This is a genomic window from Veillonella montpellierensis (genome assembly GCF_947090115.1).
Lineage (GTDB): Bacteria > Bacillota > Negativicutes > Veillonellales > Veillonellaceae > Veillonella > Veillonella montpellierensis.
Genome location: NZ_CAMUMS010000005.1, coordinates 82,119 through 105,806, shown reverse-complemented (window position 1 = coordinate 105,806; position 23,688 = coordinate 82,119). Strand labels below are relative to the sequence as shown.

The following is a 23,688-nucleotide window of genomic DNA, read 5'->3' as shown; positions in this document are numbered from 1 at the left end:
AGAAATCATTATTTTTTTAGCTCCTCTGTCCATGGCACACCAAGATGTTTATAAGCAGCTTCTGTGGCAATACGGCCCCTTGTAGTACGCGCTAAAAAGCCTAATTGCATTAAATACGGTTCATATACATCTTCAATAGTTTCTCTTTCTTCACTAACAGATGCTGCAATCGTATCTACACCAACAGGTCCACCTTTAAACTTTTCAATAATAGCATATAGCACACGTCTATCAATCTTATCTAAGCCCATCGTATCTACATCAAGTCGCCGCAAAGCTTCATCAGCAATATTTTTTGTAATTATCCCATCTCCAACGACTTGTGCAAAATCGCGAACTCGTTTTAATAATCGATTCGCAATACGTGGCGTTCCCCGTGATCGCCGAGCAATCTCACTCGCCCCTTCCGAATCGATGCCAATCGATAAAATATCCGCTGCTCGTACAATAATGAGCTCTAATTCTCGCTGCTTATAATATTCCAATCGACTAACTACGCCAAATCTATCTCGTAATGGCGCAGCTAATGCACCTGCCCGTGTAGTAGCACCTACCAATGTAAACTTAGGCAAATCAATCCTCACGCTTCTTGCACTAGGACCTTTACCAATTACAATATCTAGTGCGTAATCCTCCATAGCAGAATATAAAACTTCTTCTACACTACGAGATAACCGATGAATCTCATCAATGAATAATAAATCACCATCATCTAAATTTGTTAATAACGCAGCTAAATCGCCGGCTCTTTCAATGGCAGGCCCTGAAGTTACACGAAAATTAACACCCATTTCATTAGAAATAATACCTGCTAACGTTGTCTTTCCTAGTCCAGGAGGCCCATATAACAACACATGATCTAATGGTTCTTTCCTTTTTTTAGCAGCTTGAATAAAAATTGATAAATTTTCTTTTACTTTTTCTTGTCCTATATACTCTTTAAACAATCGTGGTCGCAAACTATATTGCCAAATATCTTCTTCCTGTTCGCCCTTATCTACGATACGAACTTCTTCATTCATAGTTAACGTCCTTTCCCTAAGATAGCTAACGAAATTTTAATCAATGTAGCCACATCATACTGCCCATCATCACATTCTTCTACTACTGACTCTACTTCAGCTACGGTATAGCCTAATGATACCAATGCTTCAATAGCTTGATTAGCAACAGTGTTTTCTGTTTTTATAATTGGTGTAGATGGTACTGTTGACTCTTCAGTAGCTATAGCTAATTTTTTGATTTTATCCTTTAGCTCTAATACAAGTCGTTCTGCCGATTTTTTACCTATGCCTGGTAATTTTATCAATTGGTCGGTAGACTCATTACAAATTGCCCGAACAAAATCCGTTGGCCTAATTCCTGATAAAATACCTAATCCTGCTTTAGGGCCAATCCCCGATACAGATATTAACAAGCTAAATAATTCATATTCTTCTTCAGTAAAAAAACCATATAAGTGAATGGCATCTTCTCTAACATTAGTATACGTATATAATGTAGCTTCAGATCCCGTTATTAATCGTTCTCTTGTACTAATTGGAATATATACTCGATATCCCACACCATGCACATCAACATAACAAAGATCATCATATAAGTGAGTAATAGTACCTCGTACATAACCAATCATAACTGCACCGTCCTTGTTAATCTATCTCGATGGGAACTATGAGCTGTACAAATCGCTACAGCTAATGCATCAGCCGTATCATCTGGCTTTATTTTTTCACGAATTCCCAAAATATTCATCGTCATATACGTAACTTGATCTTTGCTAGCTTTGCCATAGCCAACTACAGCTTGTTTAATTTGTAACGGTGTATATTCATAAATAGGGATATGTTTTTTCTCTGCGGCTAATAAAATAACACCACGTGCCTGGCCAACCGTAATGGCTGTCGTAACATTTCTATTAAAAAATAATTGCTCTACCCCAAATTTATCAGGCTTATATGTTTCTAGAATCGTAGTTAAATCATTAAATACTATTTCTAACCGTTGCGCATCTGTAAATTCAGGTGTTGTCGTAATAGCACCGTAGGCCACAGGCTTTATCTTGCTTCCCTGTACATCAATGACACCATATCCACAAATCGCTGTTCCTGGATCAATTCCTATAATTCTCACAATACGCTCCTTATTTAAATTGAAATTACTTTCTATTATACCATACTTATAGCAATTCTAAGTTACTCATGAATACTTTTATAGCACATCAATAAAAGAAACTATAAAAAAGCTTTCCCAAAATATATAATGTAGATTACATATCTCGGGAAAGCTTATATATCTAGATAATTTTATTACAAAATAATATGTGCAATCACGTAGCCCACACAACAACCAGAAATTACCCCTATTAAACCAGGAATCATAAAACTATGATTTAAAATATATTTACCAATTCGTGTTGTTCCGGATCTATCAAACCCAATACATGCTAAATCAGATGGATACGTAGGTAGGAAAAAATATCCATAACAAGCAGAAATAAAAGATATTACTAAGATTGGATCCATCCCTACATGTAACGCCATCGGTACTACAATAGCTATGGCTGCACCTTGCGAATTAACTAATTTTGACGTAAAGAATACTAATATGGCATAGGCCCAAGGATATGATTGTACGGCTACACCTAATACCTCTTTTAAAATAGTCATATGATTTGAAAAATACGTATCTGCCATCCAAGCAACACCATATACTGATACTAGTGCAACAATACCAGATTTAAAGACTTGGCAATTTCCTACATCTTTTGCTTTAATTTTAGTAACAATTAATATCAAAGCCGATACCAAAAGCATTACCATTTGTATAACAACAACCATGGAAATTGGCTTACTAGCCCCTGTTTTATCTACAAAATGAGGTAAAAAAGATGGCAAATTACCTAATGCGGCAATCACAATAATACCAACTAAAAATATATACATCGCCCAATGATACGATCTTGGCAACTCTTTATCGACAAGTGTTTCACTATCACCATATACATATTCTTTGTTTTCTTTATCCGCAATCAAGGCCTGAAAAGCAGGATCTTTATCTAAGTCTTTTCCTCGTCTATAACTCCATAATGCAGCTAATAACACTCCACAACCTGTGGCAGGTATTGATACTGATAATATTTGTAATACAGAGTAGTCATATCCTGCAGCCACAAAAAAAGCCGCCATAGATACTACTGCAACAGATACGGGAGATGCACAGATAGCCATTTGTGAGGCTACTGATGCAACAGCCATAGGCCGTTCTGGTCGAATGCCTTGCTTAATAGCTATATCATAAATAATGGGAAACATAGTATACACTACATGCCCAGTACCACACAAAATAGTTAAGAACCATGTGGTTAATGGAGCAAAAATTGTAACATGCTTAGGATTATTACGCAAAAACTTTTCTGCATATTTTAGCATAACCGTTAAGCCACCAGATGTTTGTAGAAAACCAGCACAAGTAACAACTGCTAAAATAATTAGCATAACATCTACTGGTGGTTTGCCAGGCTTATAGCCGAAAACAAATGTAAAAATAGTAAGACCAATACCACTAATAACAGCTAAACCTAATCCTCCATGACGAACACCAAATAATAAACACAGTAAAAGTACAATAAATCCTAAAATAATTTCCATACAGTCCTCCTATAATAATTATAATACTTATTAAGTGTTAAGTTGTTTTAGCTAAAATACTTATCCTAATAATTTACAAGGCTATTATAAAACGATATAACAAGAACTATAAAATAAAAAAGAATCATAAGACTCTAACTAATAGTTTTTTATATAGAATATACAAAATAGAATGCTATTGTGAATATATATAATGATATATAATATATATCCATAATATATTGCTATATCTTAGACCACATTCAATATAATCCATCAAAAATCAAAAATATTCTGGTTAACTATATAAAAAAAGCATAGAACTGATATAAAAAGAACTTGCTTTTTTGTTACTAAGGAAAATCCACTTTAAAAAACCTTATCAATAAGGTAATCTCAAAAAATCAAGTTTTTTTATTATATTTTTTTGAGATACCTCATCTTTTTATCGTACATATAATCTATACACAAAACACTTAATTTGTTATATAATACGAATACTGTAAGGTTAGAACGGATTAAAAGTAAACTATTCATCATACAATGAACCGTAACATATACAAGTACGTATCTGTATATGATATGATGATAATAATTTCTATTGTTAGTTAAAGGGGTATCGTTATATGTTTATGTTGTCATTGATGCAGCCATCAGGTCTGTATGAACTTGAACAAGATAGTTTAGAGGCTATCAGTGCACAATTATTGCAAATAATTCAAATGAAAAATCAACATCTATATACACATTCACTACAAGTAGCTAATTATGCAGTAAGTATTGCTGCTAAATTAGGATTGCCTTATAACGAAATAGAACAAATACGACATGCCGCCTTATTACATGATGTGGGATTACTTATAATCCCGAATGCAGTATTACAAAAAGCACCCTACTTAAATCGCCAAGAACTAGCAAAATATAAACAACATCCTGTGAATGGTGCTAATATGATAGAGAACTATCCGTGTTGCCAGCAAATATTGCCCTATATCCGCTATCATCATGAACGCTGGGACGGCGCTGGCTATCCAAAACATCTACGCGGTGCTAATATACCACTAGGTGCTAGAATTATTGCTGTGGCTGATTATTACGACTCTGTCATAAATCCTTCTAGTGAATGTTGGGTTAAAACTAAAAAAGAAGCAATTCAGGAATTATTTAGCGCTTCTGGCATTTTATTCGATCCAGATATTGTAAAGGCCTTTATTACAGTATTAGGATAATAACGACTATATAAAATACTGTACTAGTACAAATCACCTTTTATTTTGTAGTATTAGATTAATTCTATACATACATAGATTAGGTGATTTTTTTCTTTCCATTCACACTATGCTAATAAAAACAGCTATATTAAAAACTTCCACTAGCCAATGTAAGAGCTTGAATACTATGCGCACCTTCGTCTTTAAGAATAGTGGCTACTGCCTCTATAGTAGCACCAGTAGTGTAAATATCATCTACAATAAGGATATTTTTTCCTTGTATCTTAGAGCAATCACTATAGTCTTTTAATAATCTAAATGTATGTAGTACGTTCGTAGATCTTTCGTTTTTCGTCAACTCCCACATCGACTTTCCCGTATCTATCTTGGTTAAACAATCGCACCATTGCCAATAATGTCTTCCCTTTCTTATCCATAACTCCCTAACCCACTCTTTAAATAATATATCAACTTGATTATAGCCTCTTTCTTCTATTTTTTTATCACTACTAGGCACTGGTACTACTATATCTGGCTCTATACTACATGCTGCTAATTGCAAAGAAAAAGATTGCAAAAAAGAAGCAGCCCATTTGGACTGCTTCTTTTGATGATTAAATTTAATATCATGTAGAATAGATTTAATACCTCCATCATAATGTGCTAATACCCAAACTCGATCCACAGGTGACCCCCAAGGCATATCAATCGAGTGAATATGTAATAATTCTTGATAACAACTTTCACACCAAACGCCTTCTGCCACAACAGGTGTACCGCAATGAGGGCAAACAGGTGGAAATAAGTAACTCCAAAGTGTATCGAGCATATATATATCTCCCTATTCATGATGTAAGACACCATACTTACTATATTTTGCTATTTATTATGGCCATACTCTATACCATTTTATATTTCTATTTTTTATCTAAATAACCATCATATCCCGATCATAATCATCTACGAATGCTTCACTAATATAAAATAATGCTTTACACTACTTACGCTATAGTCTTCCATCATTACTAAAATGCTACTTAAAAATAGTATGATTATCTATTACAAATAAAGTCTATCTAATAAGTAATACTATAAATAATTAACATACTAATCTAAACCACTAGTCACAAAGACCCTGTAATCGCTCCTTAAATAAAGTATATCGATTATCTGTGCTAACAGAATGAACTGCCCTTTCAATAGCACTACTGGTGCCTACAAGTACTACTTTATTTTTCGCACGAGTAACCGCTGTATATAATAGGTTTCTCTGCAACATACCACCATAATTAGGGATAAAAGGAATGATGACTGTACCATATTCGCTACCTTGACTCTTATGAACAGTAATAGCATAAGCAGGCATAATCATAGTCGCTTCATCAATAGAAAGTCGTACCTCTTTATGAATAAAACGAATTAATATATCTGTTTTAGAAATCCCAAAAATAATTCCTATATCACCATTAAATACTTCCAACTCATAATTATTAATTACTTGAATGACCTTATCACCTACTCGATATATAATACCATTTACTTTTATATCTGGTTTCATAGATGATGACGGATTTACAATATTTTGTATATGCTTAGAAATCGCAAGACTACCAGCCTGACCACGTCGCATAGGAGAAATAATCTGCAAGTCTAGTTCATCATGTACTATTTCCTTTTCTTTTTCATATATAGTAGCTATTGTATTCATCAATTCCGGCAAATTAGATACAGTAATAAAGATAAATTCTCCTTCCGATGATAATGTAGGCATCTCCCCTTGATTAATTCTATAGGCATTAGAAATAATACTATTACCTGAATCCTGTCGATATATCCTATATAGCTTTGTAAAAGGGACTATACCGCTATCTAATAAATCTTTTAGTACAAAACCAGCACCTATCGGTGGCAACTGATTCACGTCACCAATAATTATAATTCTTGCTTCTTCAGGAATCGCATTTAATAAAGAATAATATAATCTCACATTTAGCATAGATGCTTCATCAATAATAACTACATCTGCCTCTAATGGATCCTCTTCATTTTTCATAAAATCATAGGAGTCACTGCCTTGAACTGGCAATAATAATCTATGAATCGTAGTAGCTTCATAATCCGTAGCTTCTGTAAGCCGCTTAGCAGCACGTCCTGTAGGTGCACATAGTACAATGCGATGTTCACCAGCTAATTGAAACCCCTCTACTAATGTTTTAATAATTGTTGTTTTCCCTGTACCTGGCCCACCGGTGATAAGAGAGAACTGCTCTGTAAAAGCAAGTGTAATCGCTTCCTTTTGATCCTCTCCCAATAAAATATGATTCGTTGTTTCGAAATTCTGAATAAACTCTTCATAGTCTAAACTAATAGAAGCACTGTGCTGCAATAATCGTTTAGTTTTTTCTACACTTTCATATTCTGCTACATATAACTCTGGTGGATATACATATAAAATACCTGACTCATTGGTAGCACATATCTGCCCTATATCGATTAATTCTTCAATATAATCAGCTATTTCATCAGCATACCCAATCAATAAGTCAGATGCTTTCTGAATTAACTCATCTACAGGTAAACAGGTGTGTCCATAATTAGAAATATTCTGTAAAATCCAAGATATGCCCGCTTCAATGCGTCGTGTATCACTTCCTTCCAACCCTAAATTACTTGCCAATGTATCCACTACATTGAATGTAATATCATTAGCTATTTGCAATAAGGAATACGGATTATTTTCCAACGCCTGTATCGCTGACGCCCCATAAAATGTATATACTAATCGGCTCCATTTCCCACTAATACCATGCTCCTCAAAGAACTTCGTAAGTTCTGATAACATTCCTTCTCCTAATAAAGTATTATACAATTCATTTTTAATGGAATTTCTTAGCCCTGGTACGTCCTTAATTTCTTTGGGATTGTTAGATTTTAATAACTCTAATAAGGCCTCGCCAAAATAGTCTATTATTTTTTCAACTGATTTTTCTCCTAATCCTTTAACCCCTAGATTAAGTAAATATTGTTTTGCAGTGCCTAAGTTATCTGGTTTTAATTTCTCTATTGCTATAGCTTCAAATTGAAAACCATATTTTTCATGCTCCCTATAACGTCCTGATAATTCAATATCATCGCCTTCTCTAGGAGCCTCAAATTTACCAGTACAAGTAACGTATTCATCATTATAATCACGCAATCGAAACACACAATACGTATTAGTCGTATTACTATAAATGAGCCGATATACAAAACCTCTAATTGATTCTATCATGATTCTGACATAGGTAATGCTTTAACAATAGCTGCTACTGTATCTGATACATTACTAGAATTTTCAATTTTAATATGACCAACTTTTTCATATAATGGATATCGTTCTTCATATAGTCGGAAAATATACTCAATACTTTCTTTTAATAACGGGCGAATTTCCATATCTAAATCATCAAGAATTTGCTTAACATTACGATGAATAAATACAACAAAGCCATTCTCTCTCATAAGCTGAACTGTTTTTTCTGATAATACAGTCCCACCACCTGTAGCAATAACACTTGGATTTTTGTCAGCAATGATAGCACTAATGACATCATATTCATATTGCCTAAATGTATCTTCTCCATCATGAATAATAATATTCTGAATCGATTTACCAGTTTTTTCTTGAATTTCTGCATCTACATCAAAAAATTCTAATCCTTGTTCCTGAGCTAATGCTTTGCCTACCGTAGTCTTACCAGCTCCTGGCATACCAATTAAGAAAATATGTTGCCGCATATGATTCTTTAAAAACTTATTGCTAATCGCAATAACAGATTCTAAATATTCTTCAATATACACCTTTATCGATTCATCTGTACACGCATCAGATTGTTTTTTCACAATTTCCCGATCTCTACTGTCATCAGTGATTGGCAAATGATGTTCATCTTTATATTTAGCAATGTCCAATACAATTTTTAATCGTTCTGCATATGTATTAGCTAGTATGGTATCTATAGCATCAATTTTATTTCTTGCTTCTTGTAAATCCATGATTACACCTCTTCATGTACCTTCTATATAGTAACTTCTACCAATGACTAAAAGTCTCCTTTATCATACACTGATAGTATAGCATAAAAAAATAGTAGAGAGCCAAACTTTCTCTCTACCACTATTTTATACGCTCTATCTTTGCCACAACAAAGATATAACCTTTATGCTATGATAAAATAATTCTCCACAGTAAAAGCATATAACTATTCTTGTATCCCCTTAGATAAAATTCTTATCAGCTAAAATACGTAATGCTTTTTCTTCATCTAGCTTCATCTGCTCTATCAAAGCAGATAAACTATCAAACTTTTCTTCTCCTCGCAAGAAAGCAATAAACTCAACAATAACGGTTTCTCCATACACAGATTGATCAAAATCAAATACATGAACTTCACAACGATGATATTGATTTAAAAAAGTAGGATTATCTCCAATATTACCTACTCCATTATACCACGTACCTTTTATGCACACACGATTTGCATATACACCGTCCATTGGTGTTACCATACATGAGGGAAATAAGAAATTTAATGTAGGAAAACCCAATGTACGACCTCGCTGATCACCTTTAATAACCGTTCCTGTAAAAGAATAGGCCCTGCCAAGTAATTCGTTAGCATATTCGATTTGTCCACAACTAATAGCGTCTCGTATAACAGTGCTAGAAATAGGCGTATCAGAATTATGCCACTTGCTTAATGGTTCGACATATACAGTTGTCATCGTACCTGTAAAGTAACTCTGCAACGTAGTAATATTACCAAGTCCCTTTGCTCCATACGTATAATTTTCGCCTACAACGACAGCTAATAAATTATTTTGTATCGACAATGCTTCCATGAAATCATGAGCTGACATACGTAGTAAATCTATGGTCATCGGCAATGATACTACATACTGCACTCCAAGTTCATCAAGAACTGCATACATCGTTTCTTTTAACGCCAGTGATTTAGGTGCATGACTTGGGGATAAAATAGATAATGGATGTGCTTCAAAAGTAACCACTACAAGCACTGCATCATGAGAAATAGCAATTTGTTTAGCATGATTGATAACAGCACGATGTCCTATATGAATACCATCAAAAGTACCTAATGCAATAACTATATTATGTTGTATCTCATGTAATTCTTCAAAAGAATGAATAATTTTCATAATAGCCCTTTTATAAAAATATATTTTTTTCCACTTTAATACTATCCTTTGTCCGTCGAGCTAATCCCAAAAAGCCTTTTGGTGAATATACTCGATAACATCTACCTACTTGTGTATGGGCAAAATGTTTAGTAATGCCTAACTGTTTTCCTTGCGTTAAATCTAATAGTTCTCTGTTATCAATAGTAATTGTATCAAGAAAAGATACACAAGAATCTACGGGTAATAAAGCTGCATTAGTCTGCAACATCAACTCTTCTGCCGTAACCGTATCTGCTATTTTATAAGAGCCTACTTGTGTACGTGCTAACTGTGTCATCGTGCCTGGAATGCCTACCTGTAAAAAGATATCTCTCAACAGGGACCGTATATAAGTACCTGATGAGCAGGTAATGCGAAGCGTAAAATAGGGATACTGATAGGCCAATAATTGTATATTAAAAATAGTAATTGTCCGTTCTGGCAATGTTACTGTCTTACCAGCCCGCGCTAATTCATAGGCACGTACACCGTTCACTTTAATCGCTGAATAAGAAGATGGTCGCTGCTGAGATACGCCTAAAAATTTGTGACAAACAGTCTCCAAATCTTTCATTGTAGGAATATAATTACTTACCTTAATCATAGATTCTATAGGCACTCCAGAACTATCTTCTGTATCAGTAAAATGACCAAACATGCCTTCTGCTACATATGTTTTTTCTAAGTCATTCGTATATTCAATTAACCTTGTTGCTTTCCCCACAAAAATAGGTAACACTCCATACGCTAGTGGATCTAATGTCCCACTATGTCCAATTTTTCGTTCTTTTAGAATACGTCGACAAATGCCAATAGCATCATGACTAGTAATTCCAGGGGGCTTAAAAAATGCAAGTACTCCGTCCATTAATCAATTACCTGTAATAACTTACGTTTAGCTTCTTCCAATGAGGCAGAAATAGTGCATCCTGCTGCACGTATATGTCCTCCGCCACCAAAATGATTAGCAATAGCATTAACATCAGTTTGTTTAGACCGTAGGCTAACTCGAGTCGTCGTATCATCTTGTGCTTTTAATAAAATAGCAATATCCACTGAATTAATATTTCGAATAAGGTCTACAAAACCATCCGTATCATTGCCTAATGTTTTCATAGCCTCTTGATGTAACTCTATCGTTGCAACGGTTCCATTTTTATAAAATGAAATCGTTTGCATCGCCAATTTAGTAATTTCAATACGCTCTATCGTCGTTGATTCAATCGCTTCTGATACGATATGTGGCATAGCACCACAATCAACACAATAAGCTGCCATCGCCAACGTATGTCCTGTAGTATTACTAAACTTGAAGAATCCACAATCTGTAGCAATAGCCATATATAGTGCATTAGCCATAGATGGAGTAATTTCCCAATTCCATTCTTTGTAAAGATAGGTCAGAATTTCTCCTGTGGCTGCAAAATTAGTTTGCAAATATAATCCATCTGCAAAATTTGTATTAGATACGTGATGATCAATATTATATATCGTTGCGTACGAAAGTTCTCCAACTCGACCAATCCGTTCATATGTACTTGCGTCTAGCACCAGTAACATATCTGCTCTATGAGATTGTACATAGTCATTTACATGATAAATGGCATCCACATGGTCCAAAAATTTATATTTTATAGGAATGCTATCATCTACTACCATAACTACATCTTTTCCTTGTTGTAATAATGTTTCATACATTGATAGCATAGACCCTAAGGCATCTCCATCAGGATGAACATGTACCGTAAGAATAATAGTCTGTGCTTGCTTAATAGCTTGATGAAGTTCTGATATAGTAATCTTACTCATTGTTAGACTCGTCTTTCTTAATGGTTTGTAAAATAGATTCAATATGCATACTGTAATCAAGCGAAGTATCCTGGTCAAATAAAATTTCTGGAGTATATCTTAGATGTAATACTTTTCCAAGTTCAGACCGTATATGTCCACTAGCATGTTGCAAAGCTCGTAATGTTTCCGCTTTAGCCGTTTCATCACCAAATAAACTCACATAGATAGTAGCCTGTCGCAAATCACCAGTCACTTCTACATCAGTAACGGTAGTAAAACCAATACGTGGATCTTTTAGTCCACGCATTAGCATGCCACTCACTTCTTGCTTTATAAATTGTTGTAATTTTCTTACTCGTACATCACTCATATAAAACCTCCTATAATGTAGGTTTAATTTCTTCCATCAAAAAGGCTTCAATAACATCGCCTTCTTTAATATCGCGATACCCTTCGATAGAAATACCACATTCAAATGTAGCCTTCACTTCCTTCACTTCGTCTTTAAAGCGTCGTAAAGAATCAACTTTACCTTCATGAACTACAATGCCATCGCGAATTAAACGGATTTCAGAGTCATTAGTAATGCGGCCTTCTGTGACAAAACAGCCTGCCACTATTGCTTTTGGTGTAGAAATAACTTGGCGTACATCGGCACGACCAACTATAACTTCTTTAAATTCAGGCGCCAACATCCCAACCATAGCCGATTCAACGTCATTAATTGCATCATAAATAACACGATATGTCCGTAAGTCTACTTTTTCTTTTTCTGCCGCATTGCGAACGACTGCATCTGGGCGAACATTGAATCCAAGAATAATTGCATTGGACGCAGAGGCTAACATAATATCAGATTCATTAATAGCCCCTACTGCAGCATGAACGATAACAATACGAACTTGATCATTTTTAATGCTTTCTAATGATTGACGTAATGCTTCCACAGACCCTTGTACATCGGCTTTAATGATAATATTTAAATCAGACATTTCCCCTTCTTTAATTTGTTGGAAAATATCATCTAAAGAAATCTTATGTGATGCTTTTGCTTCTTCAGCTCTCTGTTTTGCAATACGTTTTTCCGCAATTGTTCTTGCTTCATTATCATCAACGGATACCATTACTTCACCAGCTAATGGTACATCGGACAAACCAAGAATTTCCACTGGCATTGAAGGCCGTGCTACTTTTACTTTTTCGCCCCGTTCATTTGTCATAGCACGCACTTTACCATAAGCAGTACCTGCTAAAATAGTATCACCTACACGCAAAGATCCTTTTTGCACCAACATTGTGCAAACTGGACCGCGCCCTTTATCCAACTGAGCTTCAATAACAACACCTTGTGCATGTCGATTTGGATTTGCTTTCAATTCCATCACTTCTGCTACAAGAAGAATATTTTCTAATAAATCATCAATACCTTCTCGTTTCTTAGCAGATACAGGAACCATAATAACATCGCCGCCCCATTCTTCTGGCAATAATCCATGTTCAGATAATTGCTGCTTCACATGGTCTGGGTTAGCGCCTGGTTTATCCATTTTATTAATCGCCACAATAATAGGCACTTCTGCTGACTTAGCATGATTAATGGCCTCTACAGTTTGTGGCATAACACCATCATCAGCTGCTACAACTAATACAGCAATATCAGTAGATTTAGCACCACGTAAACGCATCGCTGTAAACGCTTCATGACCTGGAGTATCTAAGAAAGTAACTTTATTTCCTTTATAACGAACTTGATACGCCCCAATATGTTGAGTGATGCCACCAGCTTCTGTAGAAGTAACATTCGTTTGTCGAATAACATCTAACAAAGATGTCTTACCATGGTCAACATGACCCATAATAGTGACAACTGGGGGTCGTGGTTGTAACGTTTCTGGTGCATCTTCAATATCAACAATATCAGTTGGATCCTCTTCAGGTTCAACTTCTACAACTTCTACACCAAAATCTTCTGCTACAATTGTAGCTGTTTCCATATCAATTTCTTGATTAATGGTGGCCATAACCCCTAGCAACATCAACTTCTTAATAATTTCGCTAACTTCACGCCCCATCTTCTCTGCTAATTCTTTAACTGTTAAAGAACCACTTAATTCAATGGATGTAGCAATAGCGGCTTCTGCTTTACGACGTTCTTCTTCTTTATGACGAATATTTTGTTCATTACGTTGTTTTACACGATTTTTATTTTTAGCAATCGATGTAGATAATAATGACTGTGCTCTGCCTTTTGAATTATTTTTCTTCTTATTCCGTCGATCATTACGCTCATTACGCTCATTACGTTCATTACGTTCATTACGTTCATTATGATTATTACTATTTTTCTCATTATGAATATGTTTAGTGTGACTGTGTGCTGAATGATTAACTTTTCCCTCAGCTTTATCCATATGAGTATGTTTTTGATGTGCTACTTTATCCGTATTTTGAACTACTCTACCATCATGTTTATCATCATGCTTCTGATTTTTTTGAACCTCTTTTTTATGAGGTTTATTACTTTCTTGTTTATGATGAGTAGTTACATGATTTTCTTGTGTATGGCTAACTCTTTCTGTTGTTTTAGGTGAAAGTGCTTTTTTTACCGTTTCATAAGCAACATCATCAATACCACTCAATACACTTTTAACTTGAATGTTATGTTGCTCTAAAATAGCCATAACTTTTTTTGTGTCAATACCCATTTCTTTTGCTACTTCATGTACTCTTTTTTTAGACATCTACATACCCCCTTAACTCATATTTCACCGATTTCCTTTAATAATGCCTTAGCAAAACCATCATCATTAATAGCCAATACGACTCGTAGCTCCTTACCGATGGCATGTCCCAACTGTTCTTTTGTTAGAATTTTTCGCATTGGAATATTATATTTCTTAGTTAATTCTTCATACTTTTTTTCATTATTAGCTGCACAATCCGTTGCCATCACTAGTAACTTGACGGTTCTTTTCTTGACAGCTTTCTCTACAATAAAGTCACCTGACTGCAGCTCTCCCGCTCGTTGTGCTAAGCCTAATAAATTAACTATTTTAATTTCATTCATATCCTAAATCATCTTTCAATGTATCATATACATCTTTTGATATAGCCCGTTTAAATGATTTTTCTAAACGTTTACCTGTATAGGCTGCTTCAAAACAGATACTGTTAGGACAAATATAAGCACCACGACCTGCGGCTTTACCAGTTCTATCAATAGATACAGTGCCATTAGGACTCATAACTATCCGTAACAAATCCCGCTTATTTTTAGATTCACCACAGCCTATACACAAACGCATAGGTTGAGATTTCTTTTTCATTAAGCATCACCTTCTGAAAAATCAACTAATACATTTTCTTCAATAATACTATCGTCTTCTTCTGCAGCTTGACTTTCACTTTTTATATCGATTTTCCAATTCGTCAATTTAGCTGCTAATCGTGCATTTTGTCCCGATTTACCAATAGCCAATGAAAGTTGATAGTCAGGAACAATAACTCGTGATGTTTTCTCTTCTAAATCAACATCTACAGATATCACTTTTGCAGGGCTTAATGAGTTTGCAATATATACTACTGGGTCTTCATCCCATTTTACAATATCAATTTTTTCATCATGCAATTCATCAACAATATTTTGTACCCGTTGCCCCTTAGGCCCTACACATGCCCCTACAGGATCAATATTTTCATCTCTAGATGTGACCGCGATTTTTGATCGTTGACCCGGTTCTCGAGCTACTGATTTTAATTCCACTACCCCTTCATAAATTTCAGGCACTTCCAACTCAAACAAGCGTTTTAACAAGCCTGGATGAGTACGTGAAATCATAATTTGTGGACCTTTATTCGTTTTCTTAACTTCTACTATATAGCATTTAATACGCTGGCCTTCTACATAGGTTTCTGTACTAATTTGTTCTGTAGGTGGTAAAATTGCTTCTGTTTTTCCTAAATCAATAAAGACATTTTTCCCATCGACTCGTTGAATAGTACCGGTAATAATATCTCCTTCTCGACTAGAAAATTCTTCAAAAACAACACTGCGTTCCGCTTCTTTTAGGCGCTGAATTAGCATTTGTTTTGCCGTATGAGCCGCACTGCGCCCAAAATTTTTAGGTGTTACATCTACTTTTATTACATCACCTATATCATAACGTACATCGTAATGATGACGTGCCTCTTGTAGAGAAATTTCACTTTCTTCATTCTCTACATCAGTAACCACTTTCTTTTTAGCAAATACCTTATATTCCCCTGTTTCTCGATTTAATTCCACATAGGCTTCTGGGTTAGCATTTAGTTCTCTGCGATAAGCCTGCAATAAAGCAGCCTCTAAAGATTCAAAAATCACCTCTGGCGAAAAACCACGTTGTTTTGTTAATACCAACACTGCTTGTATTAGTTCTTGACTCACTACAATTCCTCCATAACTATATAATATATTTAAAAATCAAGGTGTAATCTAATCTGTGCAATTGTTTTTCTTTCAAATGCTATAACCCTCTCATCAATAATAATAACAATTGTGTCCTCATCAAAACCATGCAATATACCCACATAGTGCTTATTACCATTCACCGGTTTAAATAACTGTACGTCTACTTCTCTTCCATTATAATGAATCAAATCTTTATCTTTTTTTAATACTCTATCGAGGCCCGGAGAAGACACTTCTAAAAGATAATTTTCTTCGATTGGATCTTGTTTGTCCAATTCTTCGCTAAGTTTTTCACTTACCATCTGACAATCATCTAAATCAATGCCGGTTTCCTTATCTAAGTATACACGTAAATACCAGTCACGTTCTCTAACATATTCTACGTCAACCAACTCCATCGTTGTGCCTTCTATAATATTCTCAACAATGGCAGATACTAACTCCTCTATATCTTGTTTCTTCACAACTATCACCTCCCTAGCATAAAGTAAAGAGTGAGCTATTGCCCACTCTTTTAAAATTCACATATAAAAGTTGCCTTTATTATAGCATTAATATCGTAATATTACAAGTATTGTCTACATAGCTATAAAAATAGATAGGAACGCAAATGACTTGCTAAAAACTCACTCGTACTTTTCCACAATTAATAAACGATAGTAGTTTACTATATCAAAATGTACTCATAGCATACTACATAGGCTACTACTTTATAAGCGATTTTCTAATTCTCTTAACACAGTAATTAATGACGTATCTAATGCTACTTCTAATGCTGCAATGCTATCTGCATCAAGATCATGATTAATTTCTGGATAATTATGATGTCGTAATTCGGCAAAAAATTCATCACGAAAAACGTTATAGAATAATAGTAACCCATTTTTATTAGTACTATCTTTATATTCTGCAATAATATATGAACCATTAATCATTTTAATAGCATTACTAGGGGTAATATCACATGTAAATGGTCCTACCGAAGATGGTAAATACTTAGAAAAATCCCAATTGACCAATCCTTTTTTCCGATATTGATAGGTAAACCTATTCTCTGGGCTTATAAATAGGCCTTCCATTTCTTGTACCATACGTTCTTGCAAGATATGCCAAAATTCACTAATTTTTGTTTTTATAAAATTAATATCCACAAATGAAAATAGAGGCATCACGATATGAACTGTATAATCTTCAACTTCTTTATCATATAATGCTTCCCATCGCCATCCAGCTTGATTTTGATAATGAAACAAACGATAAAAATCACCATCTATACATGTATCAATTGTTAAAGAAAAATCTCCCACAGTCGATGGAAGCCACGCATAATCTAATTTTGCGCATTCCTCAATAATTTTATCCATATCTGACTAATTCCTTTCTAGCGGATATAACACTTCATATTGCTTTTGATAGGCCAGTACCATTTCTACATATTTTCGTGTTTCTGGGAAAGGAATATCGCGAATATTAGAAAACTCATAATCCCATCCATTTTCTTTCATCCAATCATCCACATGTCCACGCCCCGCATTATAAGCTGCTAATGCTAAAATTTCATTATCATGATACTCCTCTAACAAATGTGCTATATACCAAGTTCCTAATTTTATATTCACCTTAGGATTTTTAATATCATTTTCAGATAATTCTGATTGATTTAACTCCTTGCCGATCCAAAGAGCCGTATCGGGCATTAACTGCATCAATCCTACAGCCCCTCTGTCTGATGTTGCTTCTTCTTTAAACTTGCTTTCTGCTAAAATAATCCCTGCAATTAATGAAGCTGGCACATGATTCTCGATTGCTTCTTGTTCAACTACGTCTCGATACATAAAAGGATACGCATAATGTCTAGCCATATACGGTTCAATATGCACGAAATAACCAATCGACATAATAATAATAACCCACGCTAAGAAAGTATTACCACGCACTTATTTTCTCCTTACAAATCTATGACATTCTTTTCTCCACAGTTCATTTAATCGTTCATACAAATCACGCTCACTACCATTATTATCAATGATAACCTGAGCATATTTTTTCTTATCTGCTAACGGCATTTGACTATCAATACGCGCTTTTGCCTGTTCTTGGGTATAACCGTTTCTCTCCATTAACCTTGCTAACTGCACATCATAATCCACGTAGACAAGCCAAATTTCATCCATCATAGTAATCCATCCAGTTTCAATAAGTAGAGGAATATCATAAATAATAGTCTCATATCCCTTTGCTTCATACGCAGCAGTTAAGTCCATCATTTTTTCGTAAATATATGTATGAAGTATTGCATTTAGTTGATGGCGTTTATCTTCATCTCGAAATACAATAGCCCCCAATTTTTCACGATTTAATGTGCCATCGTTTTGCACTATATCTTTCCCAAATGCTGCTACAACAGCCTCTAGCCCAGGTGTATGTGGTTCTACGACTTGCCGCGCTACAACATCCGCATCAACAGTTGCTATATCATGTGTTAATAACCAGTTTAAAACAGTACTTTTTCCTGCCGCAATACCTCCTGTTAAGCCAATTTTATACATACTATCACCTTATCCTTATAAATAGCTATTTTACAAGCGCCCAATTTCTAGCACTGTGAATATCTACAATTAATGGTACTTGTAAGGACACTACATGTTCCATAACAGAACGTAGTAATTCTACAATCTCTTGTTCTTCTGATTGTTTTACCTCTAACACTAATTCATCATGCACTTGTAATAATAAGCGTGATGCAAACTTGCCCTTTTCTAACTCTTGTTCAACACGATTCATGGCAATCTTAATAATATCCGCTGCGGTCCCTTGAATAGGTGTATTCATAGCTGTCCGTTCCGCAAAGGATCGACGATTAAAGTTTTTACTATTAATATCATCTAATTGACGAAGGCGACCAAACATTGTACGCACTTCACCAGTTTCATGTGCTTGTTGAATTACTGAACTCATATATTTCTTAATGTTAGGATATCGTTGATAATATAAATCAATATATTTTTTTGCCTCCTGTCGAGTAATGCCTAAATCCCTAGATAATCCAAAATCACTAATGCCATAAATAATCCCAAAATTAACTGCTTTGGCATGAGATCGTTCTAAACTTGTAACATCTTCAGGTTTTTTACCTAGCACCTCTGCAGCTGTAAATCTATGAATATCAGCACCATTCTTGAAAGCCTGGATAAGTGCCTCATCTCCTGATAAATGAGCTAATATTCGTAGCTCAATTTGTGAATAGTCAGCACTAACCAATATATCATATCCCTCACCTGGCAAAAATAAAGCTCGAATTTCTTTCCCCTTTTCCGTACGAACTGGTATATTTTGTAAATTAGGTTCAGAACTACTAAGTCTACCTGTAGCCGTTACCATTTGATTAAAATGCGTATGAATGCGATGTGTGTTTTTATTAATGAGAACGGCTAGGCCTTCTAAATAGGTTGATACCAACTTAGCAACTGTGCGATAAGCTACTATTTTTTCAATAATAGGACTTTCATGTCGCAACATTTCTAATACTTCTGCATCAGTAGAGTAACCCGTCTTAGTTTTTTTTATGACGGGTAGTCCTAGTTTTTCAAACAAAATAATCCCCAATTGCTTAGGCGAATTAATGTTAAATGTTTCTCCTGCTTCTTTATATATATCATCTTTCAATACATCGAGTTCTGCAGTAAATTTAAGCCGCGTTTCATCTAATGCTATAGGATCAATATATATACCATTTTTTTCCATAATAGCTAAGGTTCTAACTAAAGGCAATTCAATCGTCATATATAAATCCCACAACTTACGTGCTATCATTTCCTCTTGTGCAGTAGATACCATGGCATACAACGATGTTACCATCGATATAAATTCTTGTTCATTTCCCGATGCATGAATCATAGGGGCTTTAAAACGTTCACACAAATATAGCATTCCATAATTAGTACGTGTAGGGTCAAGTAAATACGCCATTAATGCTACATCTAGCACATGTGCTTTTCCTGTTTCATTAAACAAAGGAATCTTATCTATCATGTCAGTATCAAATATTTCTAACAACTGTTTACTTTGTATCGTAATAATGCGATTTGCTTTGTGAAGTGCCGCTACCACTTGTTGTATACCTGCACCATCATCACCATGAACAGTAATAACATCTTCTCCATTATACAAATACACAGTTACTGCTTTTTCAAAAGGTGCTATGCCATCTGTTCGTACATATATAGCAATATCTTTTTCTGTATAATATTCCGCTGTTAAGGAGGAACTTTCCAATGATTGTATAGCAGGTACTAAGGTGTTATCAAAAAATAATGAATCCTCATCACCACTTACTTCATTAGGCGCCATGACTTTTACAAGACGAGGTATTAGATTATGAAATCCCAAGCGATTAAACAATGGTGTTACTTCTGATAGATGAAAGTTAGTTGTAAAATCTTCTAATGTAACATCTAACGCCATATCTGTTTTAATAGTGGCTAGTTGCTTCGATAGAAAAGCTAATTCTTTATTATCTATTAACTTCTCCTTTAACTTTTTCCCACTAATTTCATCAATATGGTCATATACACCTTCTAATGTTTGATGCGCCGTAATTAATTTTAATGCCGTTTTTTTCCCTACCCCTGGTATACCTGGAATATTATCAGAACTATCTCCCATCAACGCCTTCATTTCTATCACTTTATCTGGTCCATATCCGTATAATGATTCCATCGTACTCATAGTGACCTCTAACATATCAGAAATCCCTTTTTTGGTGAGCATCACATCTGCATGCTCACTCACCAATTGTAGAGTATCGCGATCGCCAGTAATAATCTTAACCCCTAGATCAGGAGTAGCAAATATCTTGCTTAATGATCCAATAATATCATCGCCTTCAAAGCCTTCTTGTTCAATAACACGTATCCCCATAGCTTCTAAAACTTCTCTAATCAAAGCAAATTGAGGCCGTAAATCATCAGGTGCTTCTGGACGATTGCCTTTATAGTCAGTATATAGTTCTGTACGAAATGTTACCTTTCCCTTATCAAAAGCTACCACTATATAATCAGGATGAATCTCTTCATATAATTTAATCAACATGGTCAAAAAACCATATACTGCATTTGTTGGCACGCCTAGCGCACTCTTTAGTGGAGGCAATGCAAAAAAAGCTCGATACAACAAACTACTACCATCTATAATCATTAACTGTTTCATATAGCACCTCATTATTACATATATCATCAACTTACTAGAAAATATTTATTTACTTAGTAAACTATAGTCTATTATCGCACTTTCTTGTTTCTATTATATCATATAACCCAACTCTGAAAGTATTGCAGAATATAAAGCACTATGATATAATGCTTTAGGTATAGTATTATTAACATAAGGAGGTGACTCAATTGCCAAATATTAAATCCAGTATTAGAAGCGTAAAAACGGATGCTGAACGTCGTGCAAAAAACTCTGCTGTTAAATCCCAGATTCGTACTGCCACTCGTAAAACCGTTGAAGCTGTTCAAGCAGGCGCAGTAGAAGATGCTAAACAAGCACTAGTTCAAGCGACTAGCGTAATTGATAAAGCAGCCTCCAAGGGCGTTCTTCACAAAAATACAGCAGCTCGAAAAAAATCTAAATTAGCTGCAAAAGTAAATGCTTTATAAGATACTCTATCTTTTAAGCATTAGGGCCATAACATAGAGTTTCCACTCTAATGTTGTGGCTTTTTTACAAATATTATACACATCATAGATGACACTTAATCATCTGTAGATAGGGGATATTATGTCAAAAGAAATTTCTAATTCTAATCAAGTTCAGCGGGGGTTGACCAATCGTCATATACAAATGATCGCTATTGGTGGATCTATTGGGACGGGTCTTTTTTATGGTTCTGCCACATCGATTCAAATGGCGGGCCCCGCTATTTCTCTCTCCTATGTAATCGCCAGTATTATTATCTTTTTAATTATGCGTATGCTCGGTGAAATGTGCGTAGAAGAACCTGTTTCTGGATCGTTTAGTTATTTTGCAAAAAAATACTGTGGTGAGTTTTCTGGCTTCATGGCCGGTTGGAATTATTATATATTATACTTATTATGTGCCATGTCAGAATTAACTGCTGTTGGCATTTATATTAACTATTGGCTTCCTGACATGCCCCAATGGTTATCTGCTTTTATTTGCCTAGCCGTTATCACTACAGCTAATTTAATTAATGTTCGCATGTATGGCGAGATGGAATCAGCCATGTCAGTTATTAAAATTAGTGCTATTATCGCCATGATTATATTGGGCATATACCTACTCTTCTCCAATGGTACTCCTTGCCCACAAAATCTCAGCAACTTATGGGCCCATGGTGGTTTCTTACCTAATGGATGGCACGGCCTACTAACCTCATTAGTTATTGTAGTATTCTCATTTGGTGGTATAGAATTAATCGGTATGACGGCTGCTGAAGTGCAACGTCCTGAAAAAGTACTTCCTCGTGCAATCAATGAAGTTATTGTTCGTATTCTACTATTTTATGTAGGCACTATACTTGTATTAACCGCCCTCTTTCCTTGGAATCAAATTGGTTTAGATGGTAGTCCATTTGTTACTATTTTCCGTGATATAGGCATTACATCTGCCTCCCATATCTTCAATTTTGTAATTTTAGTAGCCGCTATTTCTGTATACAATAGTGCCATTTATTCTAATTCTCGCATGTTATACAGTTTAGCTAAAAATGGACAAGCTCCCAAAATATTCACCAATCTATCTGTTCACGGCGTACCAATTCTTGGTATTTTCTTCTCATCCGGTATTACCTTAATTGCAGTAGCACTTAATTATATTATTCCTAAAGATGTATTTATGTATATATTGTTAGTAACCGTTGTGGCCATTATTATGACATGGTTTTCTATCATTATCACTCATTTAGGGTTTAGAAAATCTAAAATTAAGGCTGGTCTTGTAGAGACACTAAAATTCAAATCTCTATTCTATCCTATTTCCAATTACATATGTCTCGCTTTCCTTGCCCTAATTGTAATCGAAATGTGTTTAATGGATAGCATGCGTCCTGCAGCTTATTTAATTCCTATATGGATGATACTACTATATATAGGTTTTAAATGTATGAAAGCCAAACAAAATCGTGATAAATAGGATCCCGTGATACCATAGATGCTAGTATTTTCTTAATGAAAGTACTATCATCTATATGGTAACATAAGTAAATAGTAACCAATTAACTGACATACGCAAATTAATTGGTTACTATATCTGCAGCATACTAATGAAACAATATATGCCAAATGTTTCCATATCTATACAACAACAATAGAGGAAAGTTGATTGCCCTATAATCAACTTTCCTCTATTTCGTATATCCTATATCTGTAAT

General features: G+C 34.9%; 23 protein-coding genes. 3 read left to right on the top strand and 20 right to left on the bottom strand.

The window, feature by feature from the left end; genetic code table 11:
• Positions 1-8: 8 nt before the first annotated feature.
• The 4 genes from ruvB to P6940_RS03835 all read right to left on the bottom strand — a co-directional run bounded on the left by ruvB (position 9) and on the right by P6940_RS03835 (position 3,647).
• Positions 9-1,022 (bottom strand): Holliday junction branch migration DNA helicase RuvB, encoded by a 1,014-nt coding sequence (gene ruvB / locus P6940_RS03850; RefSeq protein WP_028256934.1) that lies wholly within the window; start codon positions 1,020-1,022, stop codon positions 9-11.
• 2 nt (positions 1,023-1,024) lie between these two features.
• Positions 1,025-1,633 (bottom strand): Holliday junction branch migration protein RuvA, encoded by a 609-nt coding sequence (ruvA, locus tag P6940_RS03845; protein ID WP_277293247.1) that lies wholly within the window; start codon positions 1,631-1,633, stop codon positions 1,025-1,027.
• The gene (ruvC, locus tag P6940_RS03840) at positions 1,630-2,130 is read right to left on the bottom strand and encodes a crossover junction endodeoxyribonuclease RuvC (RefSeq protein WP_028256936.1); all 501 of its coding nucleotides are present in this window, start codon (positions 2,128-2,130) and stop codon (positions 1,630-1,632) included. The genes ruvA and ruvC overlap by 4 nt, the downstream gene beginning before the upstream one ends.
• A gap of 176 nt (positions 2,131-2,306) precedes the next feature.
• Positions 2,307-3,647 carry an anaerobic C4-dicarboxylate transporter gene (locus tag P6940_RS03835; RefSeq protein ID WP_028256937.1) on the bottom strand — a complete coding sequence of 447 codons (1,341 nt, stop codon included), beginning with the start codon at positions 3,645-3,647 and terminating at the stop codon, positions 2,307-2,309.
• Between the two features lie 605 nt (positions 3,648-4,252).
• Between P6940_RS03835 and P6940_RS03830 the strand changes: the two genes are divergently transcribed.
• Positions 4,253-4,855 carry an HD-GYP domain-containing protein gene (locus P6940_RS03830; protein WP_277293246.1) on the top strand — a complete coding sequence of 201 codons (603 nt, stop codon included), beginning with the start codon at positions 4,253-4,255 and terminating at the stop codon, positions 4,853-4,855.
• Positions 4,856-4,985: 130 nt separating this feature from the next.
• On the opposite strand, the gene P6940_RS03825 is transcribed toward P6940_RS03830, so the two are convergent.
• From P6940_RS03825 to polA, 16 genes are all read right to left on the bottom strand, one after another.
• A complete protein-coding gene (locus P6940_RS03825) occupies positions 4,986-5,666 on the bottom strand; it encodes a ComF family protein (protein ID WP_038151192.1) in 681 nt (226 codons plus the stop codon).
• Positions 5,667-5,957: 291 nt separating this feature from the next.
• A complete protein-coding gene (locus tag P6940_RS03820) occupies positions 5,958-8,108 on the bottom strand; it encodes an SF1B family DNA helicase RecD2 (RefSeq protein ID WP_277293245.1) in 2,151 nt (716 codons plus the stop codon).
• Complete coding sequence (locus P6940_RS03815; RefSeq protein ID WP_028256941.1) at positions 8,105-8,872, bottom strand: shikimate kinase; 768 nt, start codon at positions 8,870-8,872, stop codon at positions 8,105-8,107. Before P6940_RS03815 ends, P6940_RS03820 begins: the two co-directional genes overlap by 4 nt.
• Before the next feature lie 222 nt (positions 8,873-9,094).
• A complete protein-coding gene (gene ribF, locus P6940_RS03810) occupies positions 9,095-10,036 on the bottom strand; it encodes a riboflavin biosynthesis protein RibF (protein ID WP_038151195.1) in 942 nt (313 codons plus the stop codon).
• Positions 10,037-10,046: 10 nt separating this feature from the next.
• The gene (gene truB / locus P6940_RS03805; RefSeq protein ID WP_277293244.1) at positions 10,047-10,925 is read right to left on the bottom strand and encodes a tRNA pseudouridine(55) synthase TruB; all 879 of its coding nucleotides are present in this window, start codon (positions 10,923-10,925) and stop codon (positions 10,047-10,049) included.
• Positions 10,925-11,866 (bottom strand): DHH family phosphoesterase, encoded by a 942-nt coding sequence (locus P6940_RS03800; protein ID WP_038151200.1) that lies wholly within the window; start codon positions 11,864-11,866, stop codon positions 10,925-10,927. The genes truB and P6940_RS03800 overlap by 1 nt, the downstream gene beginning before the upstream one ends.
• Positions 11,859-12,218, bottom strand: a complete 360-nt coding sequence (rbfA, locus tag P6940_RS03795; protein WP_028256945.1) for a 30S ribosome-binding factor RbfA — start codon at positions 12,216-12,218, stop codon at positions 11,859-11,861. Before rbfA ends, P6940_RS03800 begins: the two co-directional genes overlap by 8 nt.
• Before the next feature lie 10 nt (positions 12,219-12,228).
• Positions 12,229-14,589: a translation initiation factor IF-2 gene (infB, locus tag P6940_RS03790; RefSeq protein WP_277293243.1), complete on the bottom strand. Its 2,361-nt coding sequence runs from the start codon at positions 14,587-14,589 to the stop codon at positions 12,229-12,231.
• Between the two features lie 17 nt (positions 14,590-14,606).
• On the bottom strand, positions 14,607-14,915 hold the full coding sequence (locus tag P6940_RS03785) for a L7Ae/L30e/S12e/Gadd45 family ribosomal protein (protein ID WP_028256947.1): 309 nt from the start codon (positions 14,913-14,915) through the stop codon (positions 14,607-14,609).
• Entirely contained in the window at positions 14,908-15,174 is a 267-nt protein-coding gene (gene rnpM, locus P6940_RS03780) for an RNase P modulator RnpM (protein ID WP_038151206.1), read from the bottom strand. The genes P6940_RS03785 and rnpM overlap by 8 nt, the downstream gene beginning before the upstream one ends.
• Complete coding sequence (gene nusA, locus P6940_RS03775) at positions 15,174-16,271, bottom strand: transcription termination factor NusA (protein ID WP_277293242.1); 1,098 nt, start codon at positions 16,269-16,271, stop codon at positions 15,174-15,176. The genes rnpM and nusA overlap by 1 nt, the downstream gene beginning before the upstream one ends.
• Before the next feature lie 29 nt (positions 16,272-16,300).
• On the bottom strand, positions 16,301-16,759 hold the full coding sequence (rimP, locus tag P6940_RS03770; protein WP_277293241.1) for a ribosome maturation factor RimP: 459 nt from the start codon (positions 16,757-16,759) through the stop codon (positions 16,301-16,303).
• Between the two features lie 246 nt (positions 16,760-17,005).
• Positions 17,006-17,659, bottom strand: coding sequence for a hypothetical protein (locus tag P6940_RS03765; protein ID WP_028256951.1), 654 nt, complete (start codon positions 17,657-17,659; stop codon positions 17,006-17,008).
• Positions 17,660-17,665: 6 nt separating this feature from the next.
• A complete protein-coding gene (locus tag P6940_RS03760) occupies positions 17,666-18,232 on the bottom strand; it encodes a lytic transglycosylase domain-containing protein (protein ID WP_277293240.1) in 567 nt (188 codons plus the stop codon).
• Positions 18,233-18,844: a dephospho-CoA kinase gene (coaE, locus tag P6940_RS03755; protein WP_277293239.1), complete on the bottom strand. Its 612-nt coding sequence runs from the start codon at positions 18,842-18,844 to the stop codon at positions 18,233-18,235.
• A 25-nt stretch (positions 18,845-18,869) separates the two neighbouring features.
• On the bottom strand, positions 18,870-21,503 hold the full coding sequence (gene polA / locus P6940_RS03750; protein WP_277293238.1) for a DNA polymerase I: 2,634 nt from the start codon (positions 21,501-21,503) through the stop codon (positions 18,870-18,872).
• A gap of 191 nt (positions 21,504-21,694) precedes the next feature.
• On the opposite strand from polA, the gene rpsT reads away from it, so the two are divergent.
• Both rpsT and P6940_RS03740 read left to right on the top strand, forming a co-directional pair.
• A complete protein-coding gene (rpsT, locus tag P6940_RS03745) occupies positions 21,695-21,955 on the top strand; it encodes a 30S ribosomal protein S20 (protein ID WP_038151220.1) in 261 nt (86 codons plus the stop codon).
• Between the two features lie 121 nt (positions 21,956-22,076).
• Positions 22,077-23,450, top strand: a complete 1,374-nt coding sequence (locus P6940_RS03740; protein ID WP_277293237.1) for an amino acid permease — start codon at positions 22,077-22,079, stop codon at positions 23,448-23,450.
• The last annotated feature ends 238 nt before the right edge of the window (positions 23,451-23,688 follow it).